The 16,534-nt window shown below is 72.3% G+C and carries 11 protein-coding genes; 8 read left to right on the top strand and 3 right to left on the bottom strand.

Annotation, left to right across the window (positions count from 1 at the left end; genetic code table 11):
* Nucleotides 1-10: 10 nt before the first annotated feature.
* Entirely contained in the window at nt 11-1,873 is a 1,863-nt protein-coding gene (locus ABD832_RS31505) for a hypothetical protein (protein ID WP_344902554.1), read from the bottom strand.
* 132 nt (nt 1,874-2,005) lie between these two features.
* On the opposite strand from ABD832_RS31505, the gene ABD832_RS31500 reads away from it, so the two are divergent.
* On the top strand, nt 2,006-2,968 hold the full coding sequence (locus tag ABD832_RS31500) for a 4-hydroxy-3-methylbut-2-enyl diphosphate reductase (RefSeq protein ID WP_344902551.1): 963 nt from the start codon (nt 2,006-2,008) through the stop codon (nt 2,966-2,968).
* 95 nt (nt 2,969-3,063) lie between these two features.
* Here ABD832_RS31500 and ABD832_RS31495 read toward each other — a convergent pair whose 3' ends face one another.
* Both ABD832_RS31495 and ABD832_RS31490 read right to left on the bottom strand, forming a co-directional pair.
* Nucleotides 3,064-3,585: a DUF6542 domain-containing protein gene (locus ABD832_RS31495; protein ID WP_344902548.1), complete on the bottom strand. Its 522-nt coding sequence runs from the start codon at nt 3,583-3,585 to the stop codon at nt 3,064-3,066.
* A gap of 127 nt (nt 3,586-3,712) precedes the next feature.
* A complete protein-coding gene (locus ABD832_RS31490; RefSeq protein WP_344902701.1) occupies nt 3,713-5,017 on the bottom strand; it encodes a DNA recombination protein RmuC in 1,305 nt (434 codons plus the stop codon).
* A 156-nt stretch (nt 5,018-5,173) separates the two neighbouring features.
* On the opposite strand from ABD832_RS31490, the gene ychF reads away from it, so the two are divergent.
* The 7 genes from ychF to ABD832_RS31455 all read left to right on the top strand — a co-directional run bounded on the left by ychF (nt 5,174) and on the right by ABD832_RS31455 (nt 16,527).
* Nucleotides 5,174-6,262 (top strand): redox-regulated ATPase YchF, encoded by a 1,089-nt coding sequence (gene ychF / locus ABD832_RS31485; protein ID WP_344902545.1) that lies wholly within the window; start codon nt 5,174-5,176, stop codon nt 6,260-6,262.
* Between the two features lie 542 nt (nt 6,263-6,804).
* Nucleotides 6,805-7,836 (top strand): conjugal transfer protein, encoded by a 1,032-nt coding sequence (locus ABD832_RS31480; RefSeq protein WP_344902542.1) that lies wholly within the window; start codon nt 6,805-6,807, stop codon nt 7,834-7,836.
* Between the two features lie 151 nt (nt 7,837-7,987).
* The gene (locus ABD832_RS31475) at nt 7,988-8,263 is read left to right on the top strand and encodes a hypothetical protein (protein WP_344902698.1); all 276 of its coding nucleotides are present in this window, start codon (nt 7,988-7,990) and stop codon (nt 8,261-8,263) included.
* A gap of 47 nt (nt 8,264-8,310) precedes the next feature.
* Nucleotides 8,311-11,352: a TcpE family conjugal transfer membrane protein gene (locus tag ABD832_RS31470; protein ID WP_344902539.1), complete on the top strand. Its 3,042-nt coding sequence runs from the start codon at nt 8,311-8,313 to the stop codon at nt 11,350-11,352.
* A gap of 23 nt (nt 11,353-11,375) precedes the next feature.
* Complete coding sequence (locus ABD832_RS31465) at nt 11,376-11,507, top strand: hypothetical protein (protein ID WP_344902536.1); 132 nt, start codon at nt 11,376-11,378, stop codon at nt 11,505-11,507.
* Entirely contained in the window at nt 11,504-13,993 is a 2,490-nt protein-coding gene (locus ABD832_RS31460; RefSeq protein WP_344902533.1) for an ATP-binding protein, read from the top strand. The genes ABD832_RS31465 and ABD832_RS31460 overlap by 4 nt, the downstream gene beginning before the upstream one ends.
* Nucleotides 13,990-16,527 carry a type IV secretion system protein gene (locus ABD832_RS31455; RefSeq protein WP_344902530.1) on the top strand — a complete coding sequence of 846 codons (2,538 nt, stop codon included), beginning with the start codon at nt 13,990-13,992 and terminating at the stop codon, nt 16,525-16,527. The genes ABD832_RS31460 and ABD832_RS31455 overlap by 4 nt, the downstream gene beginning before the upstream one ends.
* Nucleotides 16,528-16,534: the final 7 nt, after the last annotated feature.

Raw genomic sequence — 16,534 nt, 5'->3', positions numbered from 1 at the left:
CCGGGCGCGACTATTCCCCGGCCTCCAGCTTGGCCAGACGGTTCTCGTACATCCGCACGACGGCCTCGCGGGCGGAGGTGGCCCGCTCGTAGGCGATCAGGTCCCTGATCTGCCCGGCCGTCCTGCCGCGCATGCGCGCCCGCAGCGACGCCACCGTCAGGTCCGCGTAACCGGGCAGCGGCTCGGCCGGTACCGCACCGGCCGCGGCGACCACGTCGGCGGTCGGCGCGGTGACGGACCCGGCCGTCTCCGGGGGAGCGACCCGGGTGCCGGTCACCTCGACCAGCGCGGCGTCCTGGGTCTCCGGCTTCGCCACCTTGACCTCCGCGATCTCGACCTTCGTCGCCGGGGGCGTCTCGATCACGGCGCCCACCGGGACGGGGGTGGTGTTCCCCGTGTTCCCGGTGGTGTCGGTGTCCCCGGCGTCCTCGACGTCTCCGGTGTTCCCGGTGACCTCGGAGGCGGTCTTCGCGTTCGTGGGAGCGGCCTTGGGGGCCCTGCGGGTCCTGGGGGTGGACGTGGCCACCGTGGCGGGCTTCGCGGTGGCCCTCGTGCCGGTCCTCCGGGTGGCGGGCTTCGCGGTGGTGGCCTCGGACTCGGGCCGCGGGCTCAGGGTCTCGGCGGTCTCGGACGCGATGGTCTCGGTCTCAGCGGACTTGGACTCGACGGTCCCGGGCTCGGAGGCCTTGGGCTCGGCGGTCTCGGGCTCGGCGGCCTTGGGCTCGGCGATCTCGGGAGTCTCGGTGGTGGCGGGGGTGGCCGGGGCCTGCGCCGATTCCTTTTCCTTGGCGGCCTTGGTCGCCTTGGTGGTCCTGGGCTTCTTCGCCGCGGGCGCCGTGGCCGGGGTGGCCGGGGTGGCCGGGGTGGCCGTCTCGGTCTCGTCGGCCTTGCTCCTGCCGGCCTTCGTGCTCCGGGTCTTCGTGCTCTCGGCCTTGGCCTCGCCGGTCTTCGTGCTCTCGGCCTTCGTGTCCTCGGCCTTCGCGGGCGCGGCCTCCTCGGCGGGGGCGGTCTTCGCGGCCTTGGAGGGCTTGGCGGCCTTGGAGGCCTTGGGCTTCGCGGCGGGGGCCTCGGTGACGGAGCTCTCTGTGACGGAGCTCTCTGTGAGAGAGGTCTCGGTGACAGAGGTCTCGGTGTCCGGAGTGTCGGTGACCGGAGCCTCGTCGGTCCCGGTCTTGTCGGCCGGGGTCTTGCCGGCAGGGGTCTTTTCGGCCGAAGTCTCGGCGACCGAGGTCTCGGAGGTCTCGGAGGTCTCGGCCGCCTTGGAGGGCTTGGTGGCCGAGGTCTTGTCGGCCGGGGTCTCGGGCGTGGTGGCGGGGGCCTCGGCCACGGTCTCAGAGGCCACGGTCTCGGGGGTGGTGGTCTCGGGGGTGGCGGGCTTGGGGGCGGTGGGCTTGGCGGGGCTGAAGATGACCGGCTCGTGCGAGGGCCCGGTGCCGTTGCTCCCGGCGGCGGGTGCCTTCTCGGTGATCTTGGACGGCCGCGGTGCGAAGATGACCGGCTCACGACGGGCGGCCTTCTCGGCCTTCTCGGCCTTCTCGGGCTTCTCCGCCTGCTCGACGGCGCTCTCGGCCGGTGCCTCGTCCACGGTCTTGGAGGGACGCGGCGCGAAGATGACCGGCTCTCTGCGGGCGGGCTTCTCGGCCTCCCCCGCCTGCTCGACGGTGCTCTCCTCGACGTCCGCCGGTACGTCGGCGGTCGCCTCCCGGGACTCGTCGAGGTCGTCCTCACGGCCGGAGGAGCCCTTGATCTTGTTACGGACCCGGTCGCCGAGGAGCAGAGCCTGGCCGACCCCGCTCAGGGCGGTCTGCAGCATGTGCAGGGGAAGATCTTTTGCTTTCTGTGTGACACTGCGGATCATGTCGGGGACTGACATGGCGTCTCCCTGGAGGTCTGTGTCGGGAAGGACAGATGTGACAAGGACGGGCCTACGGGATGGTGCGCCGGGCTCATGGGACGTATGGGCCGTCTCGCGGGCGCGTCCACGTAGCATAAGAGCATGACTTCCATGACCCCTGCGAACCGACGCGTACTGGTGGCGAAGCCCCGTGGTTACTGTGCGGGGGTCGACCGTGCGGTCCAGGCCGTGGAGAAGGCGCTGGAGCAGTACGGTGCGCCGATCTACGTCCGCAAGCAGATCGTCCACAACACCCACGTCGTCAGGACGCTGGAGGAGCGCGGCGCGATCTTCGTCGACGAGACCGAGCAGGTGCCCGAGGGCGCCATCGTGGTCTTCTCCGCCCACGGCGTCTCCCCGGAGGTCCACCGCGAGGCCGCCCGTCGCAGTCTGAGGACGATCGACGCGACCTGCCCCCTGGTGACCAAGGTGCACAACGAGGCCAAGCGCTTCGCCTCCCAGGACTACGACATCCTCCTCATCGGCCACGAGGGCCACGAGGAGGTCGAGGGCACCGCCGGTGAGGCCCCCGACCACATCCAGCTCGTCGACGGGCTGGAGTCGGTCGGCACGGTGCAGGTCAGGGATCCCGAGAGGCTGGTCTGGCTCTCGCAGACCACGCTCTCGGTGGACGAGACGGTCGAGACGGTCTCCCGCCTCAAGGAGCGCTTCCCCAACCTGATCGACCCGCCCAGCGACGACATCTGCTACGCCACCCAGAACCGTCAGGTCGCGGTCAAGGAGATCGCCGCCCAGGCCGAGCTGGTGATCGTCGTCGGCTCGGAGAACTCCTCCAACTCCAAGCGGCTGGTCGAGGTCGCCCTCGACCACGGCGCCGACGCCTCCTACCTGGTCGACGACGCCTCGCTCATCCAGGACGCCTGGCTCGACGGCGTCACCACGGTCGGTGTGACGAGCGGCGCCTCGGTGCCCGAGGAGCTCGTCGCCGGGGTCCTCGCCCGCCTCGCCCGCAACGGGTTCGAGGACGTGGAAGAGGTCGAGTCCGTCGAGGAGAACGTGCGGTTCGCGCTCCCGCACGAGCTCCGTAAGAACCTGCGCGTCACGGCGGTCTGACCGGTCGTCCTCCCACGCCCCGGCCCCCGGGCCGGGGCGTGCCGGTGACCGCCACCCGGTCCGCGACGGCGTCCGGCCGGGGCCGCGAGGACGGGTCAGCGCTCGTCGCGCGGCGTCCCGTACACCTTGGGCTCGAAGTACCCCTCGGGTTCGGGGGCGAAGGCGGTCTCCCCGCTTCTCGGGCGGGGTACGGACGCCTTGGCCGTCTTCAGCTCGTCGCGCAGCTCGCGGACGCAGCGGGTCAGCCCGCGACGCCAGGCGATCAGCAGCACCAGGAGCGAGCCGCCGAACAGCCAGGGGGCGCCCTGGGACAGCGCGGTGTACATGCCCAGCCCGAAGGCCTGCAGCGGGGTGGCCGCGAACAGGGAGCGGACCGCCTCGACGAGCACGGTGGTCACGAAGAAGACCAGGGGCGGGGAGACCACCAGTGAGAGCAGCTCCCTGGGGTTGACCAGCGCCGTCGCACCCGCGCAGCCGATCACGAACGCCACGCCGGTCAGCGCGGACAGCCCCGACAGGGACTGCAGCACGCCTCCCAGCAGCGTGGTCACCAGCACGAGGGCCAGCGCGCCCCGGACGGTCAGCCGGATGCCGCCGGGCCGGTCAAGCTCACTCATGCGATCACCCCGCCGGGCGGCTGCACGCCGCCTCGCTCGTCCACCACTCGTCCCCTTGACCTCGGCCCCCGCGTCGTCGGTCCCGTCGCCTCCAGTGTCCGGCCGCAGGCGTCCACGGGGAAAGGTCTCAGGGCAGGTCGTTGGTCAACCTACCGTTCAGGCGGGACACGAGAGACGGGCTTGGCTCCTCTTCCGCGAGCAGTTCGGGTGAGGTCAGGGCGCGCGGCAGGTCCTCCAGCGGCCGCGGCCCCTCCAGTTTCTCCTCGACCAGGCCCAGGTCGTTGAGCTTGCGGGCACTGACCAGCACCCGCGTCTCCAGCGAGCCGACCGTCCTGTTGTACGACTCCACCGCCCGGCTCAGCGAGCGGCCCAGGGACTCGACGTTGCGGCCCATGCTGCTCAGCCGCTCGTACAGCTCCTTGCCGACCTCAAAGATCGCCCGCGCGTTCTCGCTGAGCGCGGCCTGCTGCCAGGCGTACTGCGCGGTGCGGAGCATGGTGATCAGCGTGGTGGGGGTGGCGATGTGGACCCGCCGCCGCATGGCGTACTCCAGCAGGGCGGGGTCGCGTTCCAGGGCCGGGGCGAGGAACGCCTCGCCGGGGATGAACAGCACCATGAACTCCGGGGACGGGCTGAACGCCTGCCAGTAGGGCTTGGAGGCGAGCCGGTCCACGTGCTCGCGCACGTGCCGGGAGTGGGCGTCGAGCCGGGCCGACTGGTGGTCCGGGTCGGTCGACTCGGCGGCCTCCAGGTAGGCGGCCAGCGAGACCTTGGAGTCGACCACGATGTTCTTGCCCCCGGCCAGGCGCACCACCATGTCGGGCCGCAGGACGCCGTCCGGCGTGGTGACGCTGACCTGCTCGTCGAAGTCGCAGAACCGCTGCATCCCGGCGATCTCGGCCACCCTGCGGAGCTGGAGCTCCCCCCATCGCCCCCGGGCCTCCGGGCGTTGCAGGGCCCGTACCAGCGTGCTCGTCTGGGCACGGAGCTGCTCGTTGCTCTCGCGGACGACGTCGATGTGCTTGGCCAGCTCGGCGTGGGCGGCCCGCTGGCCCGCCTGCGTGTCGCGCAGCTGCGTCTCGACGCGCGACAGGGTGTCCTTGAGCGGCTCGATCAGGTGCTCGACGGCCTGTTTGCGCTGTTCCAGCTCCCCGGCGGCCTCGGCCCGGCCCGCGGCGAGCCTCGTCTCGGCCAGTTCCAGGAAGCGCAGGTTGTTGACGTCGAGCGCGCGTGTGGACAGGGCCTGGAACCGGTCGGCGAGCTGTCCCTCGACGTAGGCGAGCTTCTCTTCCGCGATCTTCGCGCGGGCCTCGGCGTCGGCCAGGCGCGCGACCATGTCGGTGGCTCCGGAGGCGGCCCGTGCCCGCCCCAGCAGGAACCCGATCGCGAGTCCCGCGGCGAGGCCCACCGCCAGCTGGAAGGAGAGCGCCATGACGTCCACCCCGGCATGATTCCAGGCCCGGCCCCTCCTGGCGCGCCGACACGCCTCCGAAATCGGGCCGATCGCCCCACGTGACGGGTTCGTGTCGGCCGGCTGACGGGGTCCGTGGCGACCGGCACCGGGTCATTCCGCGTAAACTCGGCTCACGTGAGCCTGAGCATCGGCATCGTCGGATTGCCCAACGTCGGCAAGTCAACGCTTTTCAACGCGCTGACGAAGACCGCCAACGCCCTGGCGGCGAACTATCCGTTCGCCACCATCGAACCCAACGTGGGCATCGTCGGCGTCCCCGACCCGCGTCTTGAGAAGCTGGCCGAGATCTTCGGGTCGGCGAAGATCCTGCCGGCGAAGGTCGAGTTCGTCGACATCGCCGGGCTGGTCCGCGGCGCCTCGGAGGGGCAGGGACGGGGCAACCAGTTCCTCGCCAACATCCGCGACACCGACGCGATCTGCCAGGTCATCCGGGTCTTCGACGACCCGGACGTGACCCACGTGGACGGCGGGGTCTCTCCCGGACGCGACATCGAGACGATCAACACCGAGCTGATCCTCGCGGACCTGCAGACGCTGGAGAAGGCGATCCCCCGCCTGCAGAAGGAGTCCAGGACCAACAAGGACCGCAAGGCCGCACTGGACGCGGCCGAGGCGGCCTTCAAGCTCCTCGACGGCGGCACCACCCTGTACGCCGGGGCCAAGGGCGCCGGGATCGACCCCGCGGACCTGCGCGAGCTGCACCTGCTGACCGCCAAGCCGTTCCTGTACGTCTTCAACCTCGACGCCGACGAACTGGTGGACGACGCGCTCCGCGCCAGGCTGTCGGAGCTGGTCGCCCCGGCCGAGGCCGTCTTCCTGGACGCCAAGATCGAGTCCGAGCTCGTCGAGCTCGACGAGGAGGAGGCGCTGGAGCTGCTGCAGTCCGTCGGGCAGCAGGAGTCGGGCCTGACCCAGCTGGCCAGGGTGGGCTTCGAGACCCTGGGCCTGCAGACCTACCTGACCGCCGGCCCCAAGGAGACCCGGGCCTGGACGATCCGCAAGGGCGCCACCGCTCCCGAGGCGGCCGGGGTCATCCACACCGACTTCCAGCGGGGCTTCATCAAGGCCGAGATCGTCTCCTACGACGAGCTGGTCGAGGCCGGTTCCATCGCCGCCGCCCGCCAGGTCGGCAAGGCCCGGATCGAGGGCAAGGACTACGTCATGCGCGACGGCGACGTGGTGGAGTTCCGCTTCAACGTCTGACGAAGGTTCGACGTCCGGCGAAGGTTCCACGTCCGATGAAGGTCCGCGTCCGGCGAAGCTTCCGTGTCCGGTGAAGGTCCGGCGTGCGGCGAGGACTCGGCGTGCGGCGAGGACCGGGAACACGTTCCGGCCCGGCCAGGCTCCACGCGAGCCGGGCCGGGCCGTTTCGGTCCCGGGGGCCCGCGCACGGCCCGGCACCCTGGAACAGGGTTTTTTGTCGTTTGTGACACTGGGTGACGTATTTCGCGTTAAATGCGCAGGTCGCGACAGTCCGCGAACCGTCCAGTTAGCAATGGGTGGCGTTTGGGTAATCGACCCACGCCCTGGCCAGGGGTAATACACATTCGGTCGGGCATCTGCGGCATCGGCGGCCTCGCCGGGGTTCCAGACCCGGTTTGCTCAGTCATCACGATGCCTGCAGCATAGGCGTGGCTTTCCTGGAAGAATCGGCGGGGCGGCTAGAGTAAGTGCGTCACCCTGGCCAACGGGATCGGCGGCAATACGACACCGCACCGGCCGGAAGTGACGCGAGCGGAGGCGTGATGGCTCGAAGGTCGACGGTCCAGCGTGATCCCCGGATCGCTGGCGACCCCGAGCTGTCGGCATACCCGGATTTTCCCGACGATCCCGACCTCGACCGTGTTCCGGCGCGCCGCAGGGGCACGCCCCGCAACCGCTGGTCCGGCGGCGGAGGCCGCTGGCTGGTGTGGGCCGGCCGTGCCGTGCTCTGGGCACTGATCATCGTCATCGTGGTGAACGGGGTGCGAGCCCCCTTCGAGCGCCTCACCCAGCCGAACACCCCCGCCGGCACGGCCCCCGTCGCGGGAGAGGGCTTCCCCACCGTCCCGGGCTCGGCCTTCGCGGCCCAGTTCGCCGAGGTCTACCTGAACTTCGACGGGGCACGCCTGGAGGAGCGGGAGTCCAGGCTGGCCCCCTACCTGCCCGAGGGCGTCGAGTCGCAGTTCGGCTGGGACGGTCTCGGCAGGATGAGCGCTGGAGCGGTGCAACCGTACGGGATCGAGGTCGTCGACGCCGAGAACGCCGTCGTCACCGTCGCCTACCAGTCCGAGGACCGCCGCCAGCTGCTGTCGGTGCCCATCTACCACGACCGATCGGCCAAGAGGTTCGTCGTCGCGGGACGGCCGGGCATCCTGCCCGCGCCCGGCGCGGCCGACCTGCCGCCCAAGCCCGCGCCCGACCGCGACCGCGCCGCCGAACAGGAACTGCGCCCCTCGCTGGAGGGCTTCTTCAAGGCGTACGCGGCGAGCGACACCGCCTCCCTGCGGCTCTACGCCGACGCCGGCACCACCCTGGAGGGTTTCTCCGGAGCCCTGACCTTCCTGCAGCTCAAGGACCTCTCGGTGCCCCTCCCCGCGGGCAGCACCCGTCAGGTCACCGCGACGGTCTCGTGGGGCGTCCCGGCGAAGACGCCGACGTCCGACGAACCGGAGCCCGCGGACCCCGGCCAAATGGGAGGCAAGCTCGAACAGGCGTACCTGCTCACCATGGTCAAACAGGGCGACAAATGGTTCGTCAAGGACATCCGCGGCGCGTACCGATCCGTGGCGGGATGACTCATGATCGAATGGTGCCGGTCCACGGTGAGCAGACCCCCCCTGATCGACGATCCACCGGTCCGGGCCCCGGCGCGCACGCGTCGCGGGCCCGTCATCACCCGGCGGGCGCGATCGTGAGTACGGAGGACAAGAAGTGATTCTCAAGACCATGTTGCTGAGCGTCGTGGAGCTCGCTCAGCCCACAGCTCCTCCCGCAGGCGTCAACACCGAGGGCCTCGCCGAATTCCTCCGCAGCTTCTTCGCCCCCCTCTTCCTGGTCATCGTCTCGGTGGTGGCCCTCTTCTTCCTCTTCACCCGTGAGATCACCAGGTTCGTCCAGTTCATCATCCTGGCGATCGCCATCGGAGTGATCTTCTACGTGCCGAACATCATCGAGGTGACGGCCAAGGCGATCGCGGGCGCGCTGGGCATCTCGGGGGGTTGAGACCGCGCCCGAACGGTCACACAAGGAGAGGCGGAGAGGAGGATCACGTGGATCTGCCCACGTACACCAATATCTGGAGGATCGAGAAGCGGCTCTACAAGCTGTACGACCTACGGCTGCCGATGCCGCTCCCGATCGTCTGGATCGGTGGGTTCGTGGGAGTGCTGGCCCCGTGGTCGCTCCTGCTCTACCTGCTCGGTCTCCCCTTCGCGGCTCCCTGGCACGTCATCTACCTGGTGCCGCCCGGCATCGTCACCTGGCTCTCCACCCGGCCGGTGATCGAGAGCAAGAGGCTCACCGAGCTGCTCCAGTCGCAGTTGCGCTACGTGGGCGAGCCGCGTACCTGGTGCCGGATGGCACCCGTCTCCGAGCCTGCCGAGGTCGCGCTGAACGGCCGGGTCTGGCGCGCCGCGCCGCAGTACGGGTCGGTCCGGGTCAAGGCGTCCCGCAAGGTCCGCCAGGCACAGGCCAAGCGCGCCGCGGCCCGCGAGGTGCGTCCGGCGGTGGCCGCCGCGGCCGCGGCGGCGGCCACCGCCCCGGTCGCCCGCGAGCGGATCACCTGGAGCCAGACCCGCGCCCAGCGCCGGGGGGCCGCCCCGGCGCTCGGCCAGGCCACGGCCGTCGAGACGGTGCCGGCCGTGCTCCCGGTCGCGATGCCGGTCACCGTGCCGCCGATGCCACCGATGTCGTCGCTGCCCGTCTCCGCGGCGGAACCGGCCACGGGGCCGGCCGTTGGGCAGGCCGGGGGACCCGTCGTGCCGGGTACGCGTCCGGAAGGCATGGGCCGGGGGGGTTCCGGTCGTGCGGGATCGGCTTCCTCGTCGTCCGTGGAGCGGGTCGGCGAGGGGAACACCCCGGCCGTGACCGCGTCCGCCGGGAACGACATCGCCGCCCCGGACGACAGCGTCGAGGCGACGGGTTCCGGCCGGGCCCGGAGGGGCTTCGGCAGGACCGGTGAGGCGAAGGGCACGAAACCGGAAGACCGGAACCGGACGAAGGGCACGGGCAGCGCCCGGGAGGCCGAGGACTCCGGAGTCGCCGAGGGCTCCGGGACGGCCGGGGGGACGAAGGGTTCCGCGAGGGCCGGGGGACGGGTCTCCGCGTCCCCGTCGTCCCTCGCGTCAACGTCATCCTCCGCGTCCCCGTCGTCCCCGTCGCCTCCGTCGTCCGCGTTCCCGGTTTCCCCCGCGTCCCCGTCGTCCTCCGAGACGCCGGGGGTGTCCGGAAGGCCGTCGTCCGAGACGCCGGTGACCGCCGGGGGGCCGGTGGCGTCCGAGGCCTCACCTGCTCCGTCCGCCCCCATCGGCACCGAGGCGCTGCGCCGCCTGCGCAGGCTGGCCGCCTCCGCCGACGCCCAGCGCGCCGCGGCGGCCCCGCAGGTCCCGTCGGCTCCCGTGCCGCCCCTGACCGGTCCGCCCGCGTCGATCCCGTCCACGTCCGTCCCGTCCGCCTCCGTTCCGCCCGCCGTGCCGATCGCTCCCGTCGAGCGACCCGAGCCTGCCGGGACACCGCAGCGGTCCGAGCAGCCCGAGCAGGTCGGGACACCGCAGCTGTCCGAGCCGACCGGCACACCGAAGCGGTCCGAGCGTCCTGAACGGCCCGAACCGGCCGGGACAACCGAGACCCCCGGGCGGCCCGCCGTCTCCGATCCCGTGCGCGACCCCGCCGACCCGGCCGTCACGCCCTTCGTTCCCAGGTTCGTCGGCCCGGCCCCGGCCGGGTGGCGGTCCGCGGAGGCGACCGGGCTCCCGGCCGGTGAGACGAACACGACCGGCGAGACGAACACGATGGGCAGGACACACGCGACCGGCGCGGCGAGCGCGGCCGATCCCGCGGACACCGCAGACACCGCAGACCCGGCGGACTCCGCGGACGCGGTGTCCGCCGAGGAGAGCGCGCGACGCCGGCACCGCAGGGGCCGTCCCGCCCCCATCGGCCGTCCGGCCGACCCGGGCACCCCGAGCTCCGCGGGCTCCGCGCGGGCCTGGCCTCCCGAGCGGCTCGCGGGCGCGCAGACGGGTCCGGCCGACCCGAGCGGCGCCCAGCCGGGCGCCGGGATGTCCATCCGCGCCGTCCCCACCGGAGCGGCCAAGGCCGATCCGGTGACCCCCGCGCCCCCCGTGCCCGCCTCCTCGTACGGCGAGGCCGAGACCAGGGTCCGCAGGGTGGAGTCGGTGGTCGGCCGGGACTCCTCCGGCGGCTGGCGACGCCTGGCCCAGGTGGTGATCGGGCCCGCCGGCGGTGGCCGTACGGACGGCTCGGAGATCGACGAGGCGCGGGCAAGGGCGGTGTTCAGCGGCGCGCGCCGGGTGGTGGTGCTGGGATGCACCGGCGGCGCCGGGCAGACCACGACCGCGCTCATGCTCGGCCACACGCTGGCCCGCTACCGGGAGGACCGGATCCTCGCGGTCGACGCCAGCACCGGCTCGCACGCGCTGTCCGGCAGGATCCAGGGGGAGTCGCCCGAGACGCTGAGCTCCCTGCTCGCCGGGCTCGACGGCGTCCAGGGCTACCTGGGGATGCGCGCCTACACCAGCCGTTGCGCCTCGGGGCTGGAGGTCGTCGCCGGGGACAGCGACGCCGACGCCGAGAAGCGCCTGGCCGACCGCACGCTCTTCTCCGACCGGCGCCTCGGCCGGACGATGGACATGCTCGACCGGTACTACAAGATGATCGTCGTGGACCCGGCGGCGGCCCTGGCCGCCCGCGTCCTGCCCTACGCCGACCAGCTCGTCCTCGTCGTCCCGGCCAGCGAGGACGGGCCGGATGCGGTGGCCATGACCTACGAGTGGCTCGACGGGCACGGTTGCGCCGACCTCCGCCAGCGGGCCGTCATGGTGGTCAACGGGGTGAGCCGCCGCAGCATGGAGGACGTGGAGCACGCCGAGGCGGTCGCGCGGGGCAGGTGCCGGGCGATCGTCCGGATCCCCTGGGAGGACGCGCTGGCCCCCGGCAGGGACGACCGGGTGGAACCGTCCCATCTGAGGGCGCCGGGCCGCCGGGCGTACCTGGCCCTGGCCGGCGTCGTGGTGGCGGGCTTCGGAACGGTGCAGTCGAGCCGACCCAGCGAGGAGGAAATAGCCCAGTGATCCCCCGGGCACGAGGAGATGTGGTGAACGGGCTGGACCGGACGCGGGTGAGCGGGCCGTGCCGGCGCAGGGCGGGCGACCCGGCCGAGGGCCGCCCGGGTACGGCCGCGAGCGGTGCGGGCACGGCCGGACGCTCGGCGGGGGAGGGACGGTGAGCCGCGCCTCCCGGGCGCGCAGCCGCCTCGCCGTCCGGTACTTCGACGACCGGATCCTGCTGACCGACTCGTCGGTCTGGGCCTACTTCAGGCTTCCCACCGTGAGTTACGAGTTCATCACCCCGGAGGAGCGGGAGGCGCTGGCCACGAACATCACGATCGCGCTGGCCGCGATCCGGATGCCCGACGCCGAGGTCCACCTGCGGGTGGCGCACCGCACCTACCCGGCGGCCGAGTGGGCGATGGCGCTGAACGCCACCTCCGACGAGGGACCCGGCTGGCGCGACTACCTGGAGGACATGTACCGGCACGTCTGGGCCAAGGACTTCTGGACCAAGGAGGTCTACCTCGGCGTGCGGCTCGGCCAGCGCGGGCGCCAGCTCGGGGCCGGGGTGCTCTCCCAGCTCTTCGGCTTCTACCAGCGCAGCGAGAAGGCCCTGGGCATCGAGGACGACCACGTCCCCAAGGCGGAGATCGCCAAGTGGTCCGAGCAGGCCGAGCGGCTGGGCAGGGCGCTCGCGGCCAGCTCCCTGTACGCCAGGCACGCCACCTCCGTCGAGCTCGCCTGGCTCTTCCAGCACGCCACGACCGGCTCCCTGGGGGATCCGCCCGCCTCGGCGAGCCCCAAGCGCAGGTGGGGGCAGGGGGAGATCGAGTCCCTGGTCGAGGGGCAGATCCACAACGGCAGGGCGCTGCTGAGGATCGAGCAGCCGCACGGCGACTCGTACGTGGCGCACATGTCCTTCGCCCGGTTCCCCGACCTGATGCCGTTCCCCGACGGCGAGCCCTGGATGCACTTCGCCGACCAGCTCCCCTTCCCGGTGGAGATCAGCTCCAGGATGCGGCTGATCCCGCCGGTCAAGGCCAGCAAGGACGTGGCGCGCCAGCTCGCGCACGCCCGCGACATGGACATCCACATCCGGGAGGCCGGGGCGGAGGCGCCGCTGGCGCTGGCCGAGCAGATCGACGCGGCCCGGATGCTGGAGCACGGCATCACCAAGGAGCGCCTGCCGTTCGTCTACGGCTGGCACCGCCTGATCGTGTCGGCCCCGACCGAGGAGATCTGCGTGCAGCGGGTCGAGGCGGTCGTGGAGCACTACCGCGACATGGGCATCGACATCGTCAACTCCACCGGCGACCAGTTCTCGCTGTTCTGCGAGACGCTGCCGGGCGAGAAGGTCCGGGTCAACGCCTACGCGCAACGGCAGCCGCTGCGCACGATCGCGGGCGGCATGGCCACCGCCACCGTCGACCTGGGCGACCGGACCGACGAGAACGGTTCGGGCTGGATGGGCCCGTACATCGGGGAGACCCTGGGGCGGGCCCGCAGCATCGTGCACTTCGACCCGCTGGTGGCGGCGACGCGCAACCGGCCGACGGCCATCGCCATCACGGGCGAGCCCGGCGGCGGCAAGACCACGCTGGCACTGCTGATGATCTACCAGATGGCGCTGCGCGGGGTGACGGTCGCGGTCATCGACCCCAAGGGCGACGCCGACTCGCTGGTACGGCTGCTGCAGCAGCGCGGCAGGAAGGCGCGGATCATCCCGCTCGGCTCGGCGGCGCCGGGCCTGCTCGACCCGTTCTCGTTCGGCGACGACCTCGCGGCCAAGAAGACGATGGCCACCGAGACCCTCCGCCTGCTGCTGCCGCGCATGTCGGAGGAGCGCGAGTCGGCGATGATCCAGGCGGTCGCGGCGGTCTCCAACGCCGACGACCCCTCGCTGGGCAAGGTCGTCGACTTCCTGGAGCGGACCGACGACGCCGCCTCCAAGAACCTCGGCGCGGTGCTCCGCTCCATGTCGGACATGCATCTGGCCCGGCTCTGCTTCGATCCCTCCGGTGGCGACCAGATCGACACCGAGGGCTGGACCACGGTCTTCACCCTGGGCGGCCTGACGTTGCCCGACGCCTCCACCGGCCGCGACGACTACTCCTACGAGCAGCGCCTGTCGGTGGCGCTGCTCTACCTCGTCGCGCAGTTCGCGCGGGGCCTGATGAACGGCCTGGACCGCCGGTCGCCCAAGGCGATCTTCCTGGACGAGGCGTGGGCGATCACCTCCACGCCCGAGGGCGCCAAGCTGGTGCCCGAGGTCAGCAGGATGGGCCGCTCCCGGAACACGGCGCTGGTCCTGGTCTCCCAGAACGCCGGCGACCTGCTGAGCGAGCAGGTGACGAACTGCCTGTCGTCGGTGTTCGCGTTCCGCTCCACCGAACGGGTCGAGGTGGAGCACGTGATGGCGCTGCTCGGGGTCGAGCCGTCCGAGGAGCACAAGGCCGTGCTCCGTTCGCTCGGCAACGGCGAGTGCGTCTTCCGGGACCTGGACGGCCGGGCGGGCCGTATCGGGGTGGACCTGGTCTCGGACGAGCTGCTGCGCTGGCTGGACACGAATCCCACCCGTGACAGACCCGACGAGAAAGTGCATGATCCTGGGGGCGGCAGAGTCGGCGGTCCGGGGGCTGCGGCGCTGGAGGTGCGGTCATGAAAGGCTCCCTCAGGGGAATCACGGGCACGCGCGGGCGGGACCCGGGCGGGCGGGGCTCCACCCGCGGGCCCGGCTCGCGGACGAGGCGCGTCCCCGGCAAATCAGGCGGGTCTCGCGGGCGGTTCCTGCGGCGCGGCGGCGAGGGTCGCGTCCGCGGGGGACGGCTCGGCAGGCGGATCGCCGTCGGGCTGGTGATGCTGGCCGCCTTCCTGGCCCTGCCGCTGGTCCTGCCCTCGGACACGTCCACGGCCGTGGCGGCGGCGCCCTGCGACATGTCCCCGGACCTGTCGCCGGACATCGTCGCGGGCGGTGTGGACGGGCTGATCAAACCGCCGGTCGCCGACCCCGCGCCGGGCACCCTGCCGGCGCAGGCCCCCGGGACGCAGAGCAACTACGCGACCTACGGCATGAGCGGCCAGTTCTGGCACACCCACCTGCTCGGCTGCGACGACATCGCGGCGGTGATGGGCAACGCCATGGCCAACACGGTCTTCCTGTGGGCCAAGGCGCTGGACCGGCTGACCATCACGACCTACCAGGCGGCGGCCACCGAGGGCCCGCTGGAAGCGATCAAGAACGTCGTCGACGACATCGTGATCCGGCTCGCCGACGCCATGTACTGGCCGTACCTGCGGCCGATCGTCATCCTCGGCGCCATCTGGCTGGCCTGGTACGGGCTGATCCGCAAGCGCGCCACCACCACCGCCGAGGGCGTCATCTGGATGGTCCTCGCGGTCACCGTGGCGGTCTGGTTCTTCAGCCGTCCCGGCGACCTGACCGGGGTCGGGAAGGTCGTCACCGACAAGACCGGAGAGGTGATCAACTCGGCCTTCTCCGGGCTGCCCGGGGCCGGTGGGACGTCCTGCCTGCCGCGGCCGGGAGACGCCGCACCGCAGGCCCAGGGCAGCGGGTACGGCCAGAGCGGCGTGCCCGGTGTCGAGCAGAACGCCGACGCGCTCTGGTCCACCCTGGTCTGCAAGCCGTGGCTGATGGGACAGTTCGGCACGGCCGACGCCGACGCCCCGATCATCAAGCTGTTCGGCGCCAGGCTGCTGGAGATCCAGACGATCGACGCGGCCGAGCTCAAGAACACCGAGATGCCCGAGGCGGGTTCGCACCAGGAACGGTACGAGACGGAGATCGCCGACAAGCTGCAGAACGCGCCCGTCTTCCCGCTCTTCCAGGGCAAGGACTGGACGAACCGGCTGGGGGTCGCGATCGGCGCCTTCATGGCCGCGGTGGTCGCCGGGTTGCTGATCTTCCTGGTGGCGGTCTCGCTGCTGGTGCTCAAGGTCGGGTTCCTGCTGCTGCTGATCCTCGCCCCGGTCTTCCTGCTGATCGGCGTCCATCCGGGGTCGGGTCGGATCATCGCCATGCGCTGGGTGGAGATGCTGATCGGCACCCTGCTCAGACAGGCGGTGCTGGCCCTGGTCCTGGGCGTGCTCGTGTACGGCTACGCGCTGATCATCTCCACGGCGATGCCGTGGGGTCTTCAGGTCATGTTCATGGCGATCCTGACGATCGCGGTGTTCTTCTACCGGCGGCCGTTCCAGCACCTGTTCGCGTCCATGGACGGGCACACCCTCACCACCCGGATGCTGGGCGACGCGGCCACCGCGCCGACCCTGCAGCGGGCCGCGTCCGCGCTGCCGCCGGTGGCGGCGGCCAGGGTCGGGCGGTGGGGCATGCGCAAGGCCGAACCGATGCTGCAGGCGGCCGCGATGGCGAGCGGGGCCTCGGTCGGCGCGGCGGCGGCCGCGGTCGCCCAGGGCAGGGTCCGCGGCGAGGAGGGCGGCGCCACGCCGGCCACCCCGTCGGGCACCCGGGTCCCGGCCGGCGCGCAACCGGCCCCGCTCGACACCGACGCCCAGGCGGCCGGCCGTCGCAGGGGCACGGGCCGCCCGGTCACCGCGGCACGCCCCGGCGCCGCACCGCCGCTCAACCTCTCCGGCACCGGTACGGGAGGCGGCACGCCCCCGGCCAGGTCCGGCGGCTCCTCGGCGCGGAACTCCGGGGGCTGGTTCGGCGGCCGTTCCGGCGGCTGGGCGCCGCAGGGCGGCTCCGGGTCCGCCCCGGCCGGTCGTCCCTCCGGCGGGCCCTCCTCCACGGGCAGGTCGTCCGGTTCCCCGTCGGTCAGGCCCCCGGCACCCTCCTCGGGTTCCACGGGCGGCGGCAGGCAGGGCGGGAGCATCTTCGGCGGCTCCTCCCGCGGCCCCTCCGGGTCCTCGGGCGGCTCCTCGTCCGGTTCCTCGCGGGGCGGCTCCTCCGGGTCCTCCCCGCGGGGCGGGTCGTCGGGCGGGAGCATCTTCGGCGGTGGCGGTGGCGGTGGCGGCGGGGGTGGCAGGAGCGGCGGCGGTCCCGCGGGCTCCGGTGGCCCGCGCAGCTCCTCGGGCGGCTCGCGGAGCTCCGGTTCCGGGGGCCGGTCCTCCGAGGCGCCCCCGCTGTGGATCACCAGGCGGTCGGAGCGCAACGGGGAGTCCGGTGAGGCGACGCCGCCGTTCTGGCTCCGCCCGTCGAAGCCCGGCAGGGACTGAGGCAGGG

The sequence above is a fragment of the Streptosporangium longisporum genome (assembly GCF_039534895.1).
GTDB classification, from domain to species: Bacteria; Actinomycetota; Actinomycetes; order Streptosporangiales; family Streptosporangiaceae; genus Streptosporangium; species Streptosporangium longisporum.
This window is presented reverse-complemented; position numbering and strand designations above follow the sequence as displayed.

Excerpts from the sequence above, each read along its gene's own strand:
- ABD832_RS31505 (WP_344902554.1), bottom strand. The coding sequence starts at position 1,873 with ATGTCAGTCCCCGACATGATCCGCAGTGTCACACAGAAAGCAAAAGAT.
- ABD832_RS31500 (WP_344902551.1), top strand. The coding sequence starts at position 2,006 with ATGACCCCTGCGAACCGACGCGTACTGGTGGCGAAGCCCCGTGGTTAC.
- ABD832_RS31495 (WP_344902548.1), bottom strand. The coding sequence starts at position 3,585 with ATGAGTGAGCTTGACCGGCCCGGCGGCATCCGGCTGACCGTCCGGGGC.
- ABD832_RS31490 (WP_344902701.1), bottom strand. The coding sequence starts at position 5,017 with ATGGCGCTCTCCTTCCAGCTGGCGGTGGGCCTCGCCGCGGGACTCGCG.
- ABD832_RS31480 (WP_344902542.1), top strand. The coding sequence starts at position 6,805 with ATGGCTCGAAGGTCGACGGTCCAGCGTGATCCCCGGATCGCTGGCGAC.
- ABD832_RS31475 (WP_344902698.1), top strand. The coding sequence starts at position 7,988 with ATGTTGCTGAGCGTCGTGGAGCTCGCTCAGCCCACAGCTCCTCCCGCA.
- ABD832_RS31455 (WP_344902530.1), top strand. The coding sequence starts at position 13,990 with ATGAAAGGCTCCCTCAGGGGAATCACGGGCACGCGCGGGCGGGACCCG.